This window comes from Pedococcus sp. P2_E4 (assembly GCF_056403935.1).
On the sequence record NZ_JBFUEO010000011.1, the window covers coordinates 75,154 to 95,407 of the forward strand.

Annotated in this window: 19 protein-coding genes; 9 read left to right on the forward strand and 10 right to left on the reverse strand. The window is 71.9% G+C overall.

Features of this window, described 5'->3' with window-relative positions; translation table 11 throughout:
- Positions 1-73: 73 nt before the first annotated feature.
- The 8 genes from AC1DV7_RS07850 (at position 74) to AC1DV7_RS07885 (ending at position 9,048) form a co-directional block, all read left to right on the forward strand.
- On the forward strand, positions 74-3,139 hold the full coding sequence (locus tag AC1DV7_RS07850; RefSeq protein WP_477596267.1) for an alpha-mannosidase: 3,066 nt from the start codon (positions 74-76) through the stop codon (positions 3,137-3,139).
- Between the two features lie 131 nt (positions 3,140-3,270).
- Positions 3,271-4,458: a sensor histidine kinase gene (locus AC1DV7_RS07855; protein ID WP_477596269.1), complete on the forward strand. Its 1,188-nt coding sequence runs from the start codon at positions 3,271-3,273 to the stop codon at positions 4,456-4,458.
- Positions 4,455-5,129: a response regulator gene (locus AC1DV7_RS07860; RefSeq protein ID WP_477596271.1), complete on the forward strand. Its 675-nt coding sequence runs from the start codon at positions 4,455-4,457 to the stop codon at positions 5,127-5,129. Before AC1DV7_RS07855 ends, AC1DV7_RS07860 begins: the two co-directional genes overlap by 4 nt.
- 133 nt (positions 5,130-5,262) lie before the next feature.
- Positions 5,263-5,535, forward strand: a complete 273-nt coding sequence (locus tag AC1DV7_RS07865) for an SHOCT domain-containing protein (RefSeq protein WP_477596272.1) — start codon at positions 5,263-5,265, stop codon at positions 5,533-5,535.
- Positions 5,532-6,458 (forward strand): ABC transporter ATP-binding protein, encoded by a 927-nt coding sequence (locus AC1DV7_RS07870; protein ID WP_477596274.1) that lies wholly within the window; start codon positions 5,532-5,534, stop codon positions 6,456-6,458. Before AC1DV7_RS07865 ends, AC1DV7_RS07870 begins: the two co-directional genes overlap by 4 nt.
- Positions 6,451-7,308, forward strand: a complete 858-nt coding sequence (locus AC1DV7_RS07875; RefSeq protein WP_477596276.1) for an ABC transporter permease subunit — start codon at positions 6,451-6,453, stop codon at positions 7,306-7,308. Before AC1DV7_RS07870 ends, AC1DV7_RS07875 begins: the two co-directional genes overlap by 8 nt.
- Before the next feature lie 17 nt (positions 7,309-7,325).
- Positions 7,326-8,537 carry an AGE family epimerase/isomerase gene (locus tag AC1DV7_RS07880; RefSeq protein WP_477596278.1) on the forward strand — a complete coding sequence of 404 codons (1,212 nt, stop codon included), beginning with the start codon at positions 7,326-7,328 and terminating at the stop codon, positions 8,535-8,537.
- Between the two features lie 151 nt (positions 8,538-8,688).
- On the forward strand, positions 8,689-9,048 hold the full coding sequence (locus AC1DV7_RS07885) for an SPW repeat protein (RefSeq protein ID WP_477596302.1): 360 nt from the start codon (positions 8,689-8,691) through the stop codon (positions 9,046-9,048).
- A 6-nt stretch (positions 9,049-9,054) separates the two neighbouring features.
- On the opposite strand, the gene AC1DV7_RS07890 is transcribed toward AC1DV7_RS07885, so the two are convergent.
- The 6 genes from AC1DV7_RS07890 to AC1DV7_RS07915 all read right to left on the reverse strand — a co-directional run bounded on the left by AC1DV7_RS07890 (position 9,055) and on the right by AC1DV7_RS07915 (position 13,954).
- Complete coding sequence (locus AC1DV7_RS07890) at positions 9,055-9,447, reverse strand: hypothetical protein (protein ID WP_477596280.1); 393 nt, start codon at positions 9,445-9,447, stop codon at positions 9,055-9,057.
- A 146-nt stretch (positions 9,448-9,593) separates the two neighbouring features.
- Entirely contained in the window at positions 9,594-9,986 is a 393-nt protein-coding gene (locus tag AC1DV7_RS07895; protein WP_477596282.1) for a DUF779 domain-containing protein, read from the reverse strand.
- 4 nt (positions 9,987-9,990) lie between these two features.
- A complete protein-coding gene (gene exaC / locus AC1DV7_RS07900) occupies positions 9,991-11,514 on the reverse strand; it encodes an acetaldehyde dehydrogenase ExaC (RefSeq protein WP_477596284.1) in 1,524 nt (507 codons plus the stop codon).
- A 138-nt stretch (positions 11,515-11,652) separates the two neighbouring features.
- Positions 11,653-12,858: a GAF domain-containing protein gene (locus tag AC1DV7_RS07905; RefSeq protein WP_477596304.1), complete on the reverse strand. Its 1,206-nt coding sequence runs from the start codon at positions 12,856-12,858 to the stop codon at positions 11,653-11,655.
- A 104-nt stretch (positions 12,859-12,962) separates the two neighbouring features.
- Positions 12,963-13,601: a LytR C-terminal domain-containing protein gene (locus AC1DV7_RS07910; protein ID WP_477596286.1), complete on the reverse strand. Its 639-nt coding sequence runs from the start codon at positions 13,599-13,601 to the stop codon at positions 12,963-12,965.
- Between the two features lie 56 nt (positions 13,602-13,657).
- The gene (locus tag AC1DV7_RS07915; protein WP_477596287.1) at positions 13,658-13,954 is read right to left on the reverse strand and encodes a type II toxin-antitoxin system VapB family antitoxin; all 297 of its coding nucleotides are present in this window, start codon (positions 13,952-13,954) and stop codon (positions 13,658-13,660) included.
- An 87-nt stretch (positions 13,955-14,041) separates the two neighbouring features.
- On the opposite strand from AC1DV7_RS07915, the gene AC1DV7_RS07920 reads away from it, so the two are divergent.
- Complete coding sequence (locus tag AC1DV7_RS07920) at positions 14,042-15,673, forward strand: helicase HerA-like domain-containing protein (protein WP_477596289.1); 1,632 nt, start codon at positions 14,042-14,044, stop codon at positions 15,671-15,673.
- Between the two features lie 87 nt (positions 15,674-15,760).
- On the opposite strand, the gene AC1DV7_RS07925 is transcribed toward AC1DV7_RS07920, so the two are convergent.
- The 4 genes from AC1DV7_RS07925 to AC1DV7_RS07940 form a co-directional block, all read right to left on the reverse strand.
- Positions 15,761-16,684: an AEC family transporter gene (locus AC1DV7_RS07925; protein ID WP_477596291.1), complete on the reverse strand. Its 924-nt coding sequence runs from the start codon at positions 16,682-16,684 to the stop codon at positions 15,761-15,763.
- Positions 16,685-16,693: 9 nt separating this feature from the next.
- Entirely contained in the window at positions 16,694-18,601 is a 1,908-nt protein-coding gene (locus AC1DV7_RS07930) for an acetate--CoA ligase (RefSeq protein WP_477596293.1), read from the reverse strand.
- Between the two features lie 106 nt (positions 18,602-18,707).
- On the reverse strand, positions 18,708-19,262 hold the full coding sequence (locus AC1DV7_RS07935) for a hypothetical protein (protein WP_477596295.1): 555 nt from the start codon (positions 19,260-19,262) through the stop codon (positions 18,708-18,710).
- A 163-nt stretch (positions 19,263-19,425) separates the two neighbouring features.
- A partial coding sequence (locus tag AC1DV7_RS07940; RefSeq protein WP_477596296.1) for a hypothetical protein occupies positions 19,426-20,254 on the reverse strand: 829 nt, incomplete at its 5' end.

A 20,254-nucleotide genomic window follows, 5' to 3' on the forward strand; every position in this document is an offset into this window, starting at 1 on the left:
GCGAAGGCGCCCCACGCCATACCGGTGGGGCCCCTGAGTCGCACACCGCCCAACCGCACGCAAGGCTGGGCCCATGCACGACGACACCGCGCTCACGGTCGGGCGGGTCACCCGCGTCCTGACCGAACGGGTCTGGCCGGCCGTCCACGCGCGGTCCGTGCCCTTCGAGGTCGCCGCCCACGTCCTTCCCGGAGAGCCGGTGCCCCCGCAGCAGGGCCTCGCCCTCGACTACGAGCCGTATGCCGTGGGGTCGCCGTGGGGCCGCGCGTGGGGGACCACGTGGTTCCGGCTCGTCGCGCAGGTGCCGCCCGAGTGGGCGGGGCTGCGGGTCGAGGCCGTCGTCGACCTCGGGTTCGACCCTGCGGAGCCGGGCTTCCAGTGCGAGGGGCTGGTCTACCGTCCTGACGGCACCCCGGTGAAGGCCGTCAACCCGCGCAACCACTGGGCGCTGGTGTCGTCGAGGGCCGAGGCTGGGGACCGCATCGAGCTCTACGTCGAGGCGGCGTCCAACCCCGTGGTGCTGGGGCCCGACAGGTTCCGGCCGACGGTCCAGGGCGACCTGCGGACCGCGACGGCCGGCCTGCTGTACACGACGCGGCGGTTCGACCTGGCGGTGTTCGACGAGGAGGTCCACGCCCTGGCGCTCGACCTCGACGTGCTGCTGGGGTTGCAGGCCGAGCTCGCCGACGGGCAGAGGCGGATGCGGATCCTGCAGGCCCTCGACGACGCGCTCGACGCGCTCGACCTGGGCGACGTGTCCGGTTCGGCGCTCGCCGCACGCCGGGTCCTCGCTTCCGTTCTGGCGAGCCCGGCGGCCCACAGCAGCCACGTCGTGTCGGCTGTCGGGCACGCGCACATCGACTCCGCGTGGCTCTGGCCCACGCGTGAGACGGTGCGCAAGGTCGCCCGGACGACGGCCTCGATGACCGCCCTCATCGACGAGACGGACGACTTCGTGTTCGGCATGTCGAGCGCCCAGCAGTACGCCTGGGTCAAGGAGCACCGGCCGGAGGTGTGGTCGCGGGTCGTCGAGGCAGTCCGCGCCGGCCGCTTCCTGCCGCTGGGTGGCATGTGGGTCGAGAGCGACACCGTGATGCCGTCCGGCGAGTCGATGGTGCGGCAGTTCCTGTACGGGCAGGAGTTCTTCGAGACCGAGTTCGGCCAGCGGTGCCACGGGGTGTGGCTGCCCGACAGCTTCGGGTACTCGCCGGCCCTGCCCCAGCTGGTGCGCCGGGCCGGGTTCGACTGGTTCTTCACCCAGAAGATCTCCTGGAACCAGGTCAACACCTTCCCGCACCACACCTTCCTCTGGGAGGGCATCGACGGGTCGCGGGTCCTCACCCACTTCCCGCCGATGGACACCTACAACTCAGACCTGTCCGGTCGCGAGCTGGCGCTGGCCGAGAGGCAGTTCCGCGAGCACCGCATCGCCGGCGGGTCGGTCGCGCCGATCGGCTGGGGTGACGGCGGCGGCGGCACGACCCGCGAGATGACCGGGCGTGCCGAGCGGCTCGCCGACCTCGAGGGCAGCCCCCGGGTGCGGTGGGAGCACCCTGACGAGTTCTTTGGTCGCACCCGGCACGAGCTCGTCGACGGCGAGGGCAGGGCGCGCCCCGGGACGCCGGTGTGGGTCGGGGAGCTGTACCTCGAGCTGCACCGCGCCACGCTCACGTCGCAGCACCGCACCAAGCAGGGCAACCGGCGCTGCGAGCACCTGCTGGTCGAGGCCGAGCTCTGGGCGGCCACGGCAGCGGTGAGGACCGGTGCGGACTACCCCCACGACGAGCTCGACGCGTTGTGGAAGCAGGTGCTGCTCCAGCAGTTCCACGACATCCTCCCGGGGACGTCGATCGCGTGGGTGCACCGCGAGGCGGCCGAGGAGTACGCCCGCGTCGAGCGTGAGGCGCTGGCCCTGGTCGAGCGGTCGCTGGCCGCCCTCGTCGGTGGCGAGGGCGCAGGGCCGGCGCGGGTCGTCGTGAACGGAGCGGGCTGTGCGGCCGACGGCGTCGCCCCCGGCGCGGGGTCCCTGGTGGCCGACGCGACGACCGCCGATCCCGTGCTGGTCGAGCAGAGCGGCGGCGACGTGCTGCTCGACAACGGCGTCGTCCGGGTCGTGCTGTCCGCCCAGGGTCTCGTGACCTCCGCCGTCGACCTCGCGACCGGCCGGGAGGCGATCGCCCCAGGGGCTGCGGCGGGGCTGCTGCAGCTGCACCCCGACCTGCCCAACAAGTGGGACGCCTGGGACGTCGACCGGTTCTACCGCAACCGGGTCCGTGACGTCCGTGGAGTCGACGGCCTTGAGGCGACCGTGGATGACGACGGGGTCGCGACCGTCGTCGTGACGCGGACGATCTCGCCGAGTTCGACTGTGCGACAGGCGTTCTCGCTGGCCCCGGGGTCGAGGACGGTCCACGTCGAGCAGACCACTGACTGGCACGAGGTCGAGACCTTCCTCAAGGTAGCCTTCCCTCTCGACGTCCGCGCCGAGCACTCGGTTGCCGAGACGCAGTTCGGTCACCACCGGCGCCCGACCCACGTCAACACGAGCTGGGAGGCTGCCAAGTTCGAGACGTCCATGCACCGCTTCGTCCACGTCGGGGAGCCGGGCTTCGGGGTCGGGCTCGTCAACGACTCCACCTACGGCTACGACGTGGCGCGTGACTGGGCGGAGGACGGTGGGACGACGACGGTGCGGCTCTCCCTGCTGCGGGCACCCCGGTTCCCCGACCCGGAGACCGACCACGGCGAGCACAGCCACCGGTACGCCCTCGTGGTCGGCACCGACGTCGCCGGCGCCGCCGAGGAGGGAGTCAGGCTCAACACCCCAGTCCGGGTGGTGCCTGGCGACCACGGCTTCTCCCCGCTGGTCGGTGTCGACGGCGACGGCTTGACCCTCTCGAGCGTGAAGCTCGCCGCCGACCGGTCCGGGGATCTCGTGGTGCGGGTGCACGAGGCCCTCGGCGGACGCGCCAGCGGAGTGGTCCGCGTCGACTGCCCGGTGGCGTCGGTTGCCGAGGCGAGCCTCCTCGAGGAGCCCTTGGCGTCGGTCGAGCTCTCGCCCGCGGAGCCGGGAGCGGTGGAGGTGGCCCTCGGACCGTTCGAGGTGCGCACCCTGCGGTTCACCCGCCCCACCGGGTGAGCGTCGCGGGCACGCCCAGGGAGGGCCACGGGCAGGGCTGCGTGACCGGGCGGCATACGCCCGGGGGAGTATGCCGGGCTGCCCCCGGCGGGTGACGCCGTCGCCGACCGCGGCTGCCTAGGCTGGCGTCCATGCGACGTGCGGACGACCAGGCCTGGGGACCCCCGCCGTGGGTCGGGGAGCGTCGCGGCTGGGGGGCCGCCGGACCGCCGCTGGCGTTCCGCGTGGCCCTGTCGGTGTTCGTCGCCGTCATCCAGGTCGGCGGGACGTATGGCGCGTCGCACGGGCAGCCCGACCGTCGCCCCGTGGACGGGCTCGCCATCGCGCTGCTCCTCGTCGCGCCCGTCGCCCTGCTGGCGGTCCGGCGCTGGACCGTCCCCGCCGTCGCCGCGATCGGCGCCGCCGCGCTGGCCTTCGTCACGCTCGGCTACGCCTACGGCCCAGCCTTCCTCGGGCTGGCCATCGGGCTGGTCTCCGCGGTGGTCCGGGGCCACCGGATCGCCGCGTGGGCGGTGGCGCTGGCCGTGGTCGTCGGTGACGCGGCGGGCAAGCTGGTGTTCGACACAGCGCCGTGGTCGTGGGGCACGCAAGGAGCCATGGTCGCGTGGATGCTGGTCATCCTCTCGGTGGCCGAGGCCCTGAGGGCGGGGCGTGAGCGTGCGGCCGGCTACCGCGCCGCGGCCCGCGAGACCCGCCGCCGGCAGGCGGGCGAGGAGCGGCTGCGGATCGCCCAGGAGCTGCACGACGTCGTGGCGCACCACATGTCCCTGATCAACGTGCAGGCCGGGGTCGCGCTCCACCTCGCAGACCGCCGGCCCGAGAACGTCGAGCCCGCGCTGCGCGCCATCAAGGACGCCAGCCGCGAGGCCCTCACCGAGCTCCGCTCGCTCATCGACCTGCTGCGGGACGAGGAGAGCCCCGCTCCCCGGGCTCCCGCACCGACGCTCGCGAGCATCGACGACATCGTCGAGCGTTCGGCCCACGCGGGTCTGCGGGTGACGAAAACCATTGAGGGACAGGCTCGTCCGCTGCCAGCCGCGGTTGAGCTGGCGGCATACCGAATCGTCCAGGAAGCCATCACCAACGTCGTCCGGCACGCGCACGCGACGCGGGCCGACGTCACGCTGGGCTACGGTGCGCAGGTGCTCACGGTCGAGGTCGTCGATGACGGAGTGGGTGCCGACGCCCCGGTGCCGGGTAACGGGCTGCGCGGCATGCAGGAGCGGGCCCAGGCGCTGGGAGGGACGTTCGCCGTCGATCCGGCGGCGACCCGCGGGCTGCGCGTCGTGGCCACCCTCCCGGTGCGGAGCGCATCGTGATCACCGTCGTGCTGGCTGACGACCAGGCGCTGCTGCGCGCAGGCATCAGGGCGCTGCTGGATGCCGAGGACGGGATCCAGGTCGTGGGTGAGGCGGCTGACGGGGGCGAGGCGGTGCGGCTGGTCCGGGACCTGCGTCCCGACGTGGTGCTGATGGACATCCGGATGCCCGGCACCGACGGCCTCCAGGCCACGCGCGACATCGTGGCCGACCCGTCTCTGGCCGGGACCAAGGTGGTCATCCTCACGACCTTCGACCTCGACGAGTACGTCTTCGAGGCGGTGCGCATCGGCGCGAGCGGCTTCCTCGTCAAGGACACCGAGCCGGCCGAGCTGCTGCGCGGAGTCCGTGCAGTGGCCGGTGGCGACGCCCTGCTGAGTCCCGGCGTCACTCGTCGGCTGATCGGTGAGTTCGCCACCCGCAGCCGTGCCACCGCCGTACCTGCGGCAGACCGACTGGGTGGGCTGACCGAGCGTGAACGCGAGATCGTCGGCCTGGTCGGCGAGGGGCTGTCCAACGACGAGATCGCCGCGCGCCTGTTCCTCAGCCCGGCCACGGCCAAGACGCACGTGAGCCGCGCCATGGTCAAGCTGCACGTCCGGGACCGGGCCCAGCTCGTCGTCCTGGCGTACGAGAGCGGCCTCGTGACCCCGGGCTGGTCGCAGGGCTGACGCGCGGGGCGCACCCGGTTGCACCCGGCATACCTCCTGCGGCGCAGGTGAGGTGTCGCCGCTGGTGGGATTCGCGAAGGGCGCTGGTTTCCAAGGATGGAGGAGTCACAACCGATCCATCCAAGGAGTCACCATGACCACGCTTCTGACCGCCGCAGCCGCCACCGACCACTGGGACGGCCCCGGCGCCTGGTGGCCGATCCTCCCGCTGCTCTGGTTCCTGTTCATCGTCGCGCTGTTCGCGACCTTCGGCTTCTTCGGCCGTCGTCGCTGGGGTCGCATGCACGCCATGTCCGGTCAGCGAGCCGGAGAGGCGCGGCTGGCCGAGCGCTACGCCGCCGGCGAGATCGACGAGCAGGAGTACGAGCGCCGGCTGAGCACCCTCAAGCGCCTGGGCTCGGCATGACGGCACAGGACCCCGTCGTCGAGATCTCGGGTCTGACCAAGAGGTATGGCGACATCGCCGCGGTGGACGGTGTGGACCTCACCGTCCACCGCGGGGAGGTCTTCGGCTTCCTCGGCCCGAACGGCGCGGGCAAGACCACGACGCTGCGGGTGCTGCTCGGCCTGATCCGGCCCACTGCCGGCTCGGTCACGGTCCTCGGTCGCGGCGCGGGGGACCCGGATGCGTTGCGCCGCATCGGTGCGCTCATCGAGGGACCCGGGTTCTACCCCTACCTCACCGGACGCACCAACCTGCGCACGATGGCCAGGTATGCCGGTGTGCCGGCTTCCCGGGTCGACGAGGCGCTGTCGCTGGTCGGGCTCGCCGACCGGCGTGACGACAGGTACGCGGCGTACTCCCTCGGCATGAAGCAGCGCCTCGGAGTGGCTGCCGCGCTGCTGAAGGACCCCGAGCTGGTCGTCCTCGACGAGCCGACGAACGGCCTTGACCCGCAAGGGATGCGGGACATGCGCGCGCTCATCGCCGACCTGGGGCGACAGGGGCGGACCGTCATCCTGTCCAGCCACCTGCTCGCCGAGGTGCAACAGGTGTGTGGGCGGGTGGCCGTCATCGACCGCGGGCGGATCGTCCGCGAAGGCACCGTCGAGCAGCTGCGTGGCGAGGCCGAGCTGGAGGTCGTGGCCACCCCGTCCGACACCGCGGTGCGGGTGCTCACCGCGATGCCCTTCGTGGAGACGGTGCGGCGCGGTGAGGGGCAGATCCTGGTCAAGGCGCCCGCGGGTCACACCGCCGAGATCACGCGCGCGTTGGTCGAGGCCGGCGTCTCCGTCACGGGGCTGCAGCGCCGCGAACGCCAGCTCGAGGACGTCTTCCTCGACCTCACCACCCACCCCACCGACTCCCTGGAGGTCTCCCATGCCTGACGTCCTCGACGTCACCCGCGCCGAGCTCGGCAAGCTCGCACGTCGTCCGGCCGCCTGGTCGCTGCTGGCCACCGCCGTGGTGCTCAGCCAGGTCTTCGGCTACCTCATCCCGTACCTGTCGTCGCTCGACGGGACCGGTGGTGACTTCACCGACGGCGCGCCCCGCGCGCAGATCCTCGCGGGGATGGCACCCGCCCAGCTCGTCACCAACACCACCGCCGCCTTTCCCGTGTTCATCGGGGCGCTGGCCCTCGTGCTGGGCGCCCTCGTCGCGGGCGGTGAGTACACCGGGGGCACCCTCAAGACGCTCCTCACCCAAGGGCCTCGACGGGGCTCGGTCCTCGCCGGCCAGCTCGCGGCGCTGGCTGTCGCGGTGGGCCTCGGGGTCGTGGTCCTCGCGCTGACCGGGGCGGTGACCTCGCTCGGGATCGCGCTGTCCGAGGACACGCCCGTGGCGTGGCCGTCCGTCGCCGATCTCGCCACCGGCCTGGGGTCGGGGTGGGCCGTCGTGACCATGTGGGCGGTGCTCGGCGCTGTCCTGGCCGTGCTCCTGCGGTCGGTCGCGCTGCCGATCGGCCTCGGCGTCGTGTGGATCCTGGGCATCGAGAACCTGGTCTCAGCCGTCGCCGGCTCGACGCTCACCGCGCTGCAGGGCCTGCGGGATGTCCTGCCGGGAGTCAGCTCGGGCTCCCTGATCGTGTCGGTACTGCCGCCGACGTTCGGCGACCTCCCACCCGGGGTGTCGGCCGTCGTCAGCGGTCAGCGCGGTCTCGTGACCGTCGTGGCGTACCTGCTCCTGTCGGTCGTCGCGGGGCTGCTCGTCACTCGACGTCGCGATGTGGCGGCCTGACGTGACATGGTTCCCCCGTGACGACGGACCACGACACGAGGCTGGCCTGGCTGGCTGCGGAGGCTGACCGGCTGGTCGACTTCGCCCGGCGCGCGCACGATCCCCGAGGTGGCTTCGGCTGGCTCGGGGATCGCGGTGAGCTGACCGCGGGCACTCCGGTGCAGACCTGGGTCACTGCCCGGATGACCCACGTCTTCGCCCTGACCGCGCTGCGGGGCGATGCCACGGCCCGGCCGGAGGTCGACCACGGGGTGCGGGCCCTGCGCACCGGCCTGCGCGACGCCCGGCACGGCGGCTGGCTGTCCGAGTGGCCGGGCAGGGCTGCGTCACGGCCCAAGGAGGCCTACACGCACACCTTCGTGGTGCTGGCTGCCGCATCGGCCGCGGCCGCGGGTCACCCCGAGGCAGACGACCTGCTGACCGAGGCGCTCGACGTCGTGCAGACGCACTTCTGGGACGAGTCCGCCGGGCTGCTCGTCGACGAGTGCAGCTCCGACTGGTCGGTCCGCGACCCGTACCGCGGAGCCAACGCCAACATGCACGGTGTCGAGGCGTTCCTCGCGGCGGCCGACGTCACCGGTGACCCTCAGTGGCTGGAGCACGCGACGCGGATCACGACCCGCATGGTCGACGGCTTCGCCAGGGACCACGACTGGCTGCTCCCCGAGCACTTCGACGAGTCGTGGAACCCGTTGCTGGACTTCAACATCGACGAGCCAAGCCACCCGTTCCGCCCCTATGGCGCGACCATCGGGCACCTGCTGGAGTGGTCGCGGTTGTGCCTCCACCTCGGGGTCGCCCTGGGGGAGCAGGCGCCCAGCTGGCTGGCCCCCGCCGCGCGTGAGCTGTATGCCGCGGGGTTGCGTCACGGGTGGGCGGTGGACGGTGCGGACGGCTTCGTCTACACGGTCGGGTTCGACGGCCGTCCGGTGGTCCGTGAGCGGATGCACTGGGTCGCCGCCGAGGCCACCGCGACCGCGTGGAGCCTCTGGCTGCACACCGGAAACCCTTCGTACCGCAAGGATTTCCACCGGTTCTGGGACTTCATCGAGGCGCACCACGTCGACCGCGAGGGCGGGTCGTGGTGGCACGAGCTGGACCCGTCGAACCGGCCGTCGAGCCGCACGTGGTCGGGCAAGCCGGATGTCTACCACGCGTACCAGGCCGCCCTGCTCCCTCAGCTGCCCGCTGCCGCGAGCTTCGTCGCCGCGGTCCGAGACCCCTCCTGACCAGACCCCGAGGGGCCAGAGGCGGGCCCTGACACGAGTCCGACTCCACCGGGTGGACGATTGTCAGAACCGTTGGGAGGGAAGACAATCAAGGTGTTCGGCCCGCCTCGGATCGACGGACCGCCTTCAAGGAAAGGTGGTTGTGACCACCATGAAGCGATGGAACCATCCACAGGATCTCATTGCTCTGATCGCCGGCGCCTACGCAGCCCTCTCGCCGTGGTGGACCACCACGACTGACCGGGCGACCATGACCATGGTCGTGCTGGGTGCCGTCACTGCCGTCCTGGCTCTCATCGAGCTGGTCAGGCCGGACATGATGTCCATCGAGGGGCTGACCGCCCTGATGGGCGTCCTCATGATCGCGGCTCCGTGGGTCATGGGGTTCAGCGGTACCAGGCCGATGGCGTGGACCGCCTGGATCGCCGGGGCCGTCGTCCTGCTGGTGGGCGCAGCCGACCTCCAGGTCACGCGGTCGCACCACAGGGGAAAGATGGCGACCTCCCACTAGGCGCGCTCAGACGAGGCTGAGCAACGCCAGCGCATAGGCGCACTCGGGGTCGGGATGACTGAACGTGTCCCGGCCCCCTTCGCCGTCCACCTGCACGAGCCAGTCCTCGGCCTCCCGCTGCAGACCCGCGAACCGGTCGCCCAGCATCTCGCGCAGCTGGTCCTCACGCGGCAGCCACAGGGCGGTGTCGAGGGTGACCGAGTCGAGCGCCCACTCCGTCGTCCCGTTGAAGCCGAGCAGCGGCTGGCCGTGGAACGTGTGCACGTCGATCGTCAGGTGGCTGATCCAGAACACCTCACCCAGGACGTTCGGCTGGTCGATGGTGAACCGGTCGCCGGGCGCCGGCTGCCACAGGACACCGCCAGTGGCGAGGCTTCGGGCGAGCTCCACGGTGATCACGTCCCGAGCCTACGTCCCGGCGCGCGGGCATGCCGGACCAGACGGGCGGGCCCGCCGGACCAGACGGGCGAGGTATGCCCGACCAGACGGGCGAGGTATGCCGCGCGGCCAGCCGCACACGCGGCATACCTCCGTCCTCGGGCACCTCAGAGCAGGTCGAAGGCGCGCAGCTCGTCCTCGGTCATCAGGCGGGACCGGATGAGGAAGCGCACTCCCTCGGGGGCCTCGACCGAGAAGCCGCTGCCGCGCCCCGGCACGACGTCAACCGTGAGGTGGGTGTGCTTCCAGTACTCGTACTGGGAGACCGACATCCAGAACTCGATCGGGTCCAGCAGGCCGCCCACGGGCAGGTCGGCCAGGTGCACGTCCGCATCCCCGGTGATGAACTCCCCTGCCGGGTAACACATCGGGGCGCTGCCGTCACAACACCCGCCGGACTGGTGGAACATCAGCGGACCGTGCTTCACGGTGAGGCGGCGGAGCAGGTCCGCCGCCTCGGCCGTGAAGTCGACCCTGGACTGCTGGGTCGTGTCGGGCATCGGCTCAGAAGAACCCGAGCGCGTCGGGCGAGTAGGACACCAGCAGGTTCTTGGTCTGCTGGTAGTGGTCGAGCATCATCTTGTGGTTCTCGCGGCCGATGCCCGACTGCTTGTAGCCACCGAAGGCGGAGTGCGCCGGGTACTGGTGGTAGCAGTTGGTCCAGACGCGACCGGCCTTGATGCCGCGACCCATCCGGTAGGCGCGCGAGCCATCCCGCGTCCACACGCCGGCGCCGAGCCCGTAGAGCGTGTCGTTGGCGATCTCGAGCGCCTGCGCCTCGTCGGAGAAGCTGGTCAGGGACACGACCGGCCCGAAGATCTCCTCCTGGAAGATGCGCATCGAGTTGGTGCCCTCGAAGACGGTGGGGGTGACGTAGTAGCCGCCGGCGAGCTCGCCGTCGAGGACGTTGCGCTCACCACCCGTGAGGACCTTGGCACCCTCCTGACGGCCGATGTCGATGTAGGACAGGATCTTCTCGAGCTGGTCGTTGCTGGCCTGCGCGCCGATCATGGTGTCGGTGTCGAGCGGGTTGCCCTGCGTGACCTTCTCGACGCGCTCGATGGCGTCGGGCACGAAGTCGCTGTAGATCGACTGCTGAACCAGCGCCCTCGACGGGCAGGTGCAGACCTCGCCCTGGTTGAGGGCGAACATCGTGAAGCCCTCGAGGGCCTTGTCGTAGAAGGCGTCCGACGTGGCAGCGACGTCCTCGAAGAAGATGTTCGGGCTCTTGCCGCCGAGCTCGAGCGTCACCGGGATGATGTTCTGCGACGCGTACTGCATGATCAGGCGCCCGGTCGTGGTCTCGCCGGTGAAGGCGACCTTGGCGACGCGGGGGCTCGACGCGAGCGGCTTGCCGGCCTCGACCCCGAACCCGTTGACCACGTTGAGGACGCCTGCCGGCAGAAGGTCGCCGATGAGCTCCATGACCTTGAGGATCGACCAGGGCGTCTGCTCGGCGGGCTTGAGGACGACGGCGTTGCCCGCGGCCAGCGCGGGGGCGAGCTTCCACGTGGCCATGAGGATCGGGAAGTTCCACGGGATGATCTGCGCGACCACGCCCAGCGGCTCGTGGAAGTGGTAGGCGACGGTGTTCTCGTCGATCTCGGAGCTGCTGCCCTCCTGTCCGCGCAGGACCCCTGCGAAGTAGCGGAAGTGGTCCACGGCGAGGGGGAGGTCGGCGGCCAGGGTCTCGCGGACCGGCTTGCCGTTGTCCCACGTCTCGGCGATGGCCAGGGCCTCGAGGTTCTCCTCGATGCGGTCGGCGATCCGGTTGAGGATCAGCGAACGCTCGCCGAGAGAGGTCTTGCCCCAGGCGGGGGCTGCCGCGTGGGCCGCGTCGAGGGCGGCGTCGATGTCCTCGGCGGTGCCGCGCCCCACCTCGGTGAACGGTCGGCCGGTGACGGGCGAGATGTTCTCGAAGTACTCGCCCTTCTTGGGCTCGACCCAGTTGCCGCCGATGAAGTGCCCGTAGCGGGGCTCGACCGTGACCTTCGAGCCCTCGGTCCCGGGCGGTGCGTAGATCGTCATCGCTGTTCTCCCAACGTCCTTGGTGGTGCCCCGCTGTGGGGATGCCGTGACGGTAGTCAGCACAACGTTGCGACCACGTTGCACGCAGTGGAGACGGAGGTGTGCCGTGCCCTCGGCCGACGGCCGCGAGCGGGCGGGTCAGGCGGTGCCGAGCTCGTGGTCGAGCCGGGACAGCTGTCCCGTGACCAGCGGCCGCAGCGGGGACGTGGCGCCCAGGCAGCTGAGCTGGGCCTGCCACATCTCGTAGTCGTCGGCGCCCCACGCCGATCGGGTCCACGTCGACATGAGGTCGGGCTCCCGGCTGACCAGGACGGCGCGGCGCAGCTGGCCCTCCACGCTGCCGCGCAGCCGGGTCACGCCGGGAGCCGTCGAGCGTGGCAGCAGGGGGCCGCGGTACGCACGCAGGGCGTCGTCGACGGAGCCGGCAGCCAGGTGGGCCTCGACCGCCAGCCAGTCCGCGGTGATGTCGGCGCCCAGGCGGTACGGCCTCGACGCCAGCAGGTCGTCGCCGAGCAGTGACCGCAGCCGGTTGAGCTCGGCTCGCAGCGTCGAGGTGGTGACGTCCTCCTCGTAGAGCAGCACGGCCAGCTCGTCTCCGGACAGGCCTCGCGGCGCCGCGGCGAGGAGCAGCACGATCTCACTGTGTCGGGGGCTGAGCCGGATGGTGGTGCGCGCACCGCGCCCGTCGTCCACCGACAGCAGCGCGTCGTCGCGACCCAGGCAGTGCAGCCCGAGCGAGAGGCCCGCGCCGGGGGCTCGCATCGGCTCCTGCTGCCGCCGGCTGAGCAGCTCGCGGGCGAGCTCGGCCTCGGCCATGCGGGCAGCCGCGCGCACCATCGCCATCGTCTGCGGCACGACGATCTGCTCACCGCCGGTGATGTCGAGCACCCCGAGGAGGGCAGCGTTGGCAGGGTCGTGGATCGGCGTCGCTGCACAGCTCCAGTGCTGCACCGACCTGCGGAAGTGCTCGGCGCCGATGATGTTGACCGGCTGGTCGAGCGCCAGGGCCATGCCGGGGGCGTTGGTGCCGGCGAGCCGCTCGTCCCAGTTGCTCCCCTCGACGAACCCGATGCTCTCCGCGCGGCGCAGGACGCCCGGGGTGCCGCAGACCCAGAGCAACTGGCCGGCCGCATCCGAGACCGCCATGATCGCGTCGCACTCGCGAGCCGCCCGACCCAGCACGTCGTCGAGGAGCGGGAAGACCTGCGCGAGCGGGTGCGCCTGCCGGGCGTCGCGCAGGACGTCCTGGGCGAGGGTGATCGGCGCGTCGACCCGGTCCGCCTCGACGCCGGCCGCGGCAGAGCGGACCCACGAGTCCGCCACCTGGGCGCGTACGGCCGTCATCGGTCTCACCCGGACAGTCTCCGGGCCGGGCCGCGACTTGTCACCGGTCGTGCGGACGGAGGGGGGCGAACGGGCGGTCCGGGCCGGTGGACGGTCGGGGGGCCTCAGCAGCCGGACGCGGACGGGGTCGCCGTGGTGCCGGCGGGCATCGTGGCACCGGGCTTCGCCCCAGCCGTCGTCGCGGCCGGTTTGGAGGCGGCAGGTTTGGACGCGGCGGGTTTGGACGTGGCTGGTTTGGAGGCGGCTTTGGCGGTGGGTTTCGGGGCCGCGGCCAGGGCCGTGAACTTCTCGCCGAGGACGAGGTCGACCGAGCCGTCGACGCGCGCGTCCTGCACGCCCTTGGCTCCCTTGACGAGGGCGATCACCAGCTTGCCCGCGGGGGCGCCGGTCTTGCCGTAACGGACCTCGGCCGTCCCCACGACCTGCCGGGCGAGCGGGTCGTTCGACACCGTCGACACCTTGAAGCCTCGCTTGCGCACCTCGGTCGCGGTCCTGGCGGCCAGCCCGCTGCGCTCGGTCGCGTTGTAGACGTTGACCGTGATCTTGCCCGGCGCGGGTGCCGTGGCCGTCGTGGTGCACGACGTGACCGGGGTGGCCCGGGGCCCACCCGAGGTGCGGTAGTACGAGTAGGCGTACCAGAAGGCGAAGAACAGCATGAGCGCCACGACCGCGAGAGTGATGAGCGCGCGACGACGGCGAGCGCGGCGCGACGACGACGCCCCCGACTCCACCACGTAGCTCACGGCCCACCTCCGGTCAGCGCTGGACGGACCACCATCGGGTCCAGCGGTGCTGGGGGTCAGTCAAGCACGAGCACGCGCGCATGCAGGGTAGGTCGCTGCTGAAGGGCGGCACGCAGTGCACGGTGCAGGCCGTCCTCGAGGTAGAGCGTCCCCTGCCACTCCACGACGTGCGCGAACAGGTCGCCGTAGAACGTCGAGTCCTCGGACAGCAGCAGGTGCAGGTCGAGGTTGCGCTTGGTCGTGACCAGCTCGTCGAGGCGCACCAGCCGCGGGGGCACGTCGGCCCAGTCGCGAGGAGACTCCTTGCCGTGCTCCGGATACGGGCGTCCCTCGCCCACCTTCTTGAAGATCACCCAGCCACCATAGGGGTATGCCGGGTGCCCGGCGACGCACACTTCGCACCTGCCCCGGCGGTGGGGACCCGCACTAGAGTGCCGATCGTGACCGAGAACGCGACGCCAGCGCAGCCCGACCAGCCCGCCGCCGCGAAGGATGCCCCACCGCCGGCATCCAACGCCCAGGTCGACGAGATCCGCGCGGGCTATGCCTTCGAGGGGGGCGCCCTCCACTTCGGGGCCGCGGTCGTCGACGGCACGGCATACCCCGATGCGCCAGTGCGCATCCCGCTCTCGACCCTCAACCGGCACGGTCTGGTGGCGGGGGCCACGGGCACGGGCAAGACCAAGACGCTGCAGCTCATGGCCGAGCAGCTGTCCGGACAGGGCGTCCCGGTGTTCCTCGCGGACATCAAGGGGGACCTGTCCGGGCTGGCCACGGCCGGCCAGCCGAACGACCGGGTGACCACACGCGCGGCCGACGTGGGCCAGCAGTGGGTCGGTACGGCATACCCCACCGAGTTCCTCTCGCTCGGCGGGCTCGGCCACGGCATCCCGATCCGCGCGACGATCACGTCCTTCGGGCCCACGTTGCTCGCAAAGGTGCTGGGGCTCAACGAGACCCAGGAGTCCAGCCTCGGGCTCGTCTTCCACTACGCCGACAAGAACGGCCTCGCACTGCTTGACATCAAGGACCTGCGTGAGGTCATCGCGTTCCTCACGTCCGACGAGGGCAAGGCCGACCTCAAGGGCCTCGGGGGTCTGTCCTCTGCCACTGCCGGGGTGATCCTGCGCGAGCTCATCGCGTTCTCCGACCAGGGCGCCGAGGCGTTCTTCGGGGAGCCGGAGTTCGACACCCAGGACCTGCTGCGCACCGCCGCCGACGGCAAGGGCCTGGTCACCTGCCTCGAGCTGCCTGCCGTGCAGGACCGGCCCGCGCTGTTCTCGACCTTCCTCATGTGGATGCTGGCCGACCTGTTCCACGACCTGCCCGAGGTCGGCGACGTCGACAAGCCCAAGCTGGTCTTCTTCTTCGACGAGGCCCACCTGCTGTTCAACGACGCCAGCAAGGCGTTCCAGGACGCCATCGAGCAGACCGTGCGGCTCATCAGGTCCAAGGGGGTCGGCGTCTTCTTCGTGACGCAGTCGCCCAAGGACGTTCCGGGCGACGTGCTCGCCCAGCTCGGCAACCGGGTCCAGCACGCCCTGCGCGCGTTCACCCCGGACGACGCCAAGGCGCTCAAGGCGGCCGTGTCGACCTACCCGCACAGCGGCTATGACCTGGCCAAGCTGCTGACGTCGCTCGGCACCGGTGAGGCCGTGGTCACCGTGCTCTCCGAGAGGGGGGCGCCGACCCCGGTGGCCTGGACCCGGATGATCGCGCCGCAGTCACTGATGGCACCGTCCGACGACGCCACCGTCTCGCAGGTGATCGCGGCGTCCGCGCTCGGCTCGAAGTACGCCGAGATGGTCGACCGCGAGTCGGCCTACGAGAAGCTGCAGGCGCGGCTCAAGGCGGCTCCCACCCCGGAGGAGGCCCCTGCCCCGGCACCCCGGGCCGAGGCACCCCGGGCGGAGGCGCCGGCCCGCGCCCCGAGGGCGGCCAAGGAGGAGCCGAGCATGGTCGAGCAGGTCGTGAAGTCGACCGCCTTCAAGTCGATGATCCGCTCGGCCGGCACCGTCATCGGGCGCGAGATCACCCGCTCGATCTTCGGCACCGCCCGCCGCTCCCGCTAGCGAGCACGCTCACGTCACGTCTGTGCGCCTGGCCCACGAAACGTCGCGGGTCAGGCGCACTGTCGTGGGCCAGCCGGGGCGGGGGCGTCAGCCCAGGAGCCAGGCCACCAGGACGATCACGGGCACTGCGCCGACCGTCGTGATGAGGATCGTGTCGCGGGCGAGCACCGTCGCGCGGTTGTAGCGGGTGGCGTGCACGAAGATGTTCTGCGCCGTCGGCAGGGCCGAGGTGACCACGATTGCCAGCAGCGCGTGACCGTCGACCCCGAGCAGCACGCTCGCGACGAACCACGCGACGACCGGCTGGGCCGCGAGCTTGAGCGCCGAGATGGTGGCCAGCTCCGTCACCGAGCCGGCGCGGCCGAGACCGGGTCCGAGCCGCAGCGCGATCCCGTAGGCCACCAGCATGCAGGGGACCGCCATGTCTCCCAGCAGCCCCAGGGGAGCGGCGACGACCGTGGGCAGCGTCCACCCGGTGAGCGACAGGGCGACCCCGAGCAGCGACCCGACGGTGAGTGGGTTCCGCAGCGGCCGCGACAGCAGGTCCCACCAGCGCGCTGCCCCTCCCCGCGCGTCGGCGTCGAGGAAGCCGAGCGCCAGCGGTTGGAGCACGAGCAGCTGCACCAGCAGGGTCGGCGCCACGAAGGCCGCGTCCCCGAGGACATAGCTCGCCACCGGGATGCCCAGGTTGCCGGCGTTGACGTATGACGCGGACAGGGCGCCGATCGTGGTGTGGCCCAGGGAGCGGTGCCAGACGACCCGCGCCAGGGCGATGTAGACACCGGCGGCGACCACGACACCGGCGAGCGAGGCGATCAGGTTGGCCGACAGCACCTGGTGGACGTCCGCGCGGGAGAGCGTGATGACCATGAGGGCAGGGCTCGCCACGAAGAAGGCGATCCGCGAGAGCACCTGCTGTGCACCGAGGTCGACGACCTTGAGGTGGGCCAGCAGCGCGCCCACGGCGATGACGATGCCGATCGTCGCGAACCCGTTGAGAACTCCCTGCACGCCGACAGGCTAGGCGGGTGGCGACAGCACCGGGGCCAGGGTCTCGAGGACTGAGGCGTCCTCGATCGTGCCCGGCACGACGGGTGTCCGGCCGTCGGCCAGCTCGCGCATGGTCTTGCGCAGGATCTTGCCGGACCGGGTCTTGGGCAGGGCGGCGACCACGTCGACCCGTTGGAGTGAGGCGATGGCCCCGACCTCGGAACGCACGCGCGCCTTGAGCTCCTCGGCGATCCGGGCACCGTCAGCGGCGGCGTCCACGCCGGCCTTGAGCACGACCAGCGCGCGCGGCACCTGGCCCTTGAGCTCGTCGGCGACCCCGATGACGGCGCACTCCGCGACGGCCGGGTGGCCCGCGAGCGCTGCCTCGATCGAGCCGGTCGACAGCCGGTGGCCGGCGACGTTGAGCACGTCGTCGGTCCGCCCCATGACGTACAGGTAGCCGTCGTCGTCGAGCAGGCCACCGTCACCCGTCAGGTAGTAGCCGTCGAACGCGGACAGGTAGCCGGCGACGTACCGCTCGTCGTCGCCCCACAGGGTCGGCAGGGTGCCGGGCGGGAGCGGGAGCCTGATGCAGATCGCGCCCTCCTGGCCCGCGGGCAAAGGTGCACCGTTCTCACCGAGCACCTCCACGGCATACCCGGGCACGGGCACCGTCGGGGAGCCCGCCTTGATCGGCATCGGCTCGAGCCCCCGCAGGTTCGCGGCGATCGGCCACCCGGTCTCGGTCTGCCACCAGTTGTCGACGACGGGGACGCCGAGCCGCGCGGTCGCCCACCCGTAGGTGTCCGGGTCGAGCCGCTCCCCGGCGAGGAACACGGTCTCGAGCGACGAGAGGTCGTGGTCGCGGACGAGGGTGCCTTCGGGGTCCTCCCGCTTGATGGCGCGGTATGCCGTGGGGGCGGTGAACATCGCCTTGACGCCGTAGTCGGCGATGACCCGCCAGAAGGCCCCAGCGTCCGGGGTGCCGACCGGCTTGCCCTCGTAGAGCACCGTGGTCGCGCCCGTCAGCAGGGGCGCGTAGACGATGTAGGAGTGGCCGACCACCCAGCCGACGTCGCTGGCGGTGAACCAGGTGTCGCCCGGGCCGATGCCGTAGACGTTGCCCATCGACCAGCGCAGGGCGACGGCGTGGCCGCCGTTGTCGCGCACGATGCCCTTGGGCCGGCCGGTGGTCCCTGAGGTGTAGAGGATGTAGAGCGGGTCGGTGGCGGCCACCTCGACGCAGTCGGCCGGCTCGGCGTCGGCCACGAGCTCCGCCCAGTCGAGCTCCTCCCAGTCGGTGTCGCGCTCGCCCACCGCCGCCCGCGCCTGGGGACGCTGCAGGACGATGACGCTCTCGGGCTTGTGGCTGCTGCGGTCCAGGGCGGCGTCGAGCAGCGGCTTGTACTCGATGACCCGAGTGGTCTCCACGCCGCAGCTCGCCGTGACGACCACGGTCGGCTTGGCGTCGTCGATCCGGGCCGCGAGCTCGCCCGCGGCGAAGCCCCCGAAGACGACGGAGTGGATGGCCCCCAGCCGAGCGCAGGCCAGCATCGCGACGACGGCCTCCGGCACCATCGGCATGTAGATGACGACCCGGTCTCCCTTGTCCACCCCGATGGACGACAGCGCCCCGGCGAACGTCGCCACCTCGTCGAGGAGCTCGGCGTACGTCAGCGTCCGCTGGGTCCCTGTCACGGGGCTGTCGTAGTGCAGCGCCGGCTGCGCTCCCCGGCCTGCGGCGACGTGCCGGTCGAGGGCGTTGAAGCAGGTGTTCAGCGTGCCGTCAGGGAACCAGCGGTAGAACGGCGGGCGGTCGTCGTCGAGGATGCGGCGTGGTGGGGTGACCCAGTCGATGGCCTCGGCGGCCACGCGCCAGAACCCCTCGGGGTCGGTGATGCTCTGCTCGTATGCCGCCTGGTACGCGCCGTCGCCCATGTCGCCATCGTGCGGCTTGGCGCGGGCCACCGCCAGTGCGGCGGGCCGGTCGCGCGGTGGACGACCACGGCCGGGCGGCGAGCGGCGAGCTGCGAACGGCGGACCGTCAGTCCTCGGGGGTGGTCTGGAACGTGATGTAGGCGCTGGAGTCCCGGTGCCACAGCCTGACCAGGGCCCAGGCGCCGATGAACAGCTGCGCCAGGGCGAGGGCCCGCGCGAACGGGCCCGCCGTGGCCAGCAGGCCCCCGGCGAAGACCCCGAACGACAGGGCCCACAACAGGCACGCGATCCACCGCCCCCACCGCGAGCCGCGCAGCGTGACCCGTGACATCACGACCCAGAGGACGGCGCCGATGATGCCGGCGATGGTGGAGGTGGTGAGGCTCACGGAGACGACGCGGTCGAGGTCGGCGCCGGTGACGTCGATCCCCTGGGCGGTGGCCTCACGGGCGAACGCGGCACGCAGGTCCGCGCGGGTGGCGAAGGCGCGGACCACCTCGACCACGCTGAGCAGCGCCCCGAACTGCATGAGCCGCGCCGCCTCGAGGATCGAGCGCGGGGGGACCAGCGGCGTGGTCGGGCGCCACAGCGTCGGGTCCGGTCTGCCGTCGCCCGGGCCGTCGGGGCTCAGGACCCCGCGCCAGCGAATCGTCCGTGCCATGTGGGTCACCCGGTCCCTTCGGTCCTGCTCGTTCACGCGCCGTCTTCTGCAGAGTCTGTCGCAGGTCGGCGCCTCCCCCGTGCCGCACCCGGAATGTGGTCCCTCGACTGTCGGGCCACGGGGCAGCCGCAAACCCCTGCGAACCCGGTGACGTCCGACCCCGTCAGGTGCCGACGGGGTCGGGCAGGTTCAGCTGCGCCAGGACTGCCGTGCTCCCCAGCCGCAGCTGCGCGGTGTACCAGCGCTCGTCGGTGAACCTGCCGCAGAGCTGGGCGGTCGCGGCGAGGCCGGGGCACTGGAGGTTGTGGACGTCGCCGCCCTTGACCTCCACGATGACGGGCAACGACCCCAGCCCCGTGCGCGTGCTGATGGGCGGGAGGAGCACGAGCACCCTGCCGGGCACTGACGGGACGCTGCGGATGGTCGCCCCCTCGAGGCGGTAGCGCATCGCCACGGCCCGGGTGTCCGAGGGGAGGACGATGGTCGTGGCCCGCGAGAGCGTGGCCGGTCCGCTGCTCACGACGTTGTCGTCCGCCACCACCTGGAGGCCTGTGACCTTCACGCCCTCGGGCGCCACCGAGGAGGGCATCCCCTTGGTCGTCGGGGGAGCCAGGGTCAGGGCGGGGGCGATGTCCTCGAACCGCACGCGCTCGACGACCTCGAGGCTTCCCGACGGGTCAGCAGCCACCTGCACGAGCACGCCGGGCGTCGTGAGGCCGGGGCCGGTGTCTCCCCCGGGCGTGTAGCCGGTGCCCGCCGTCGTGGGGGCCGTGGTCGGGGCCGAGGGGGCTGAGGTCGGGAGCCCGTTGGTGGGACGCACGGGCCCGACGGTCGCGGTCGTGCCCGGGGGCGTGTCCGCGGCGACTCCCTCGAGGGCGGCCCGACCGCCGAGGAAGACCCCGACGAGACACAGCAGCACCAGGGCAGCCAGCGCCGGCAGCTGCCAGCCCGGGCGCGAGCCGTCCGGCGGCCCAGCGGGCGCGACGTATGGC

Coding starts and splice junctions, on each gene's coding strand:
- exaC (WP_477596284.1), bottom strand. CDS start 11,514: ATGACGATCTACGCACCGCCCGGGACCGAGGGCTCGAAGGTCACGGTC.
- AC1DV7_RS07935 (WP_477596295.1), bottom strand. CDS start 19,262: ATGGCACGGACGATTCGCTGGCGCGGGGTCCTGAGCCCCGACGGCCCG.
- AC1DV7_RS07885 (WP_477596302.1), top strand. CDS start 8,689: ATGAAGCGATGGAACCATCCACAGGATCTCATTGCTCTGATCGCCGGC.
- AC1DV7_RS07875 (WP_477596276.1), top strand. CDS start 6,451: ATGCCTGACGTCCTCGACGTCACCCGCGCCGAGCTCGGCAAGCTCGCA.
- AC1DV7_RS07930 (WP_477596293.1), bottom strand. CDS start 18,601: ATGGGCGACGGCGCGTACCAGGCGGCATACGAGCAGAGCATCACCGAC.
- AC1DV7_RS07905 (WP_477596304.1), bottom strand. CDS start 12,858: ATGACGGCCGTACGCGCCCAGGTGGCGGACTCGTGGGTCCGCTCTGCC.
- AC1DV7_RS07895 (WP_477596282.1), bottom strand. CDS start 9,986: ATGCCCGACACGACCCAGCAGTCCAGGGTCGACTTCACGGCCGAGGCG.
- AC1DV7_RS07870 (WP_477596274.1), top strand. CDS start 5,532: ATGACGGCACAGGACCCCGTCGTCGAGATCTCGGGTCTGACCAAGAGG.
- AC1DV7_RS07850 (WP_477596267.1), top strand. CDS start 74: ATGCACGACGACACCGCGCTCACGGTCGGGCGGGTCACCCGCGTCCTG.
- AC1DV7_RS07855 (WP_477596269.1), top strand. CDS start 3,271: ATGCGACGTGCGGACGACCAGGCCTGGGGACCCCCGCCGTGGGTCGGG.
- AC1DV7_RS07865 (WP_477596272.1), top strand. CDS start 5,263: ATGACCACGCTTCTGACCGCCGCAGCCGCCACCGACCACTGGGACGGC.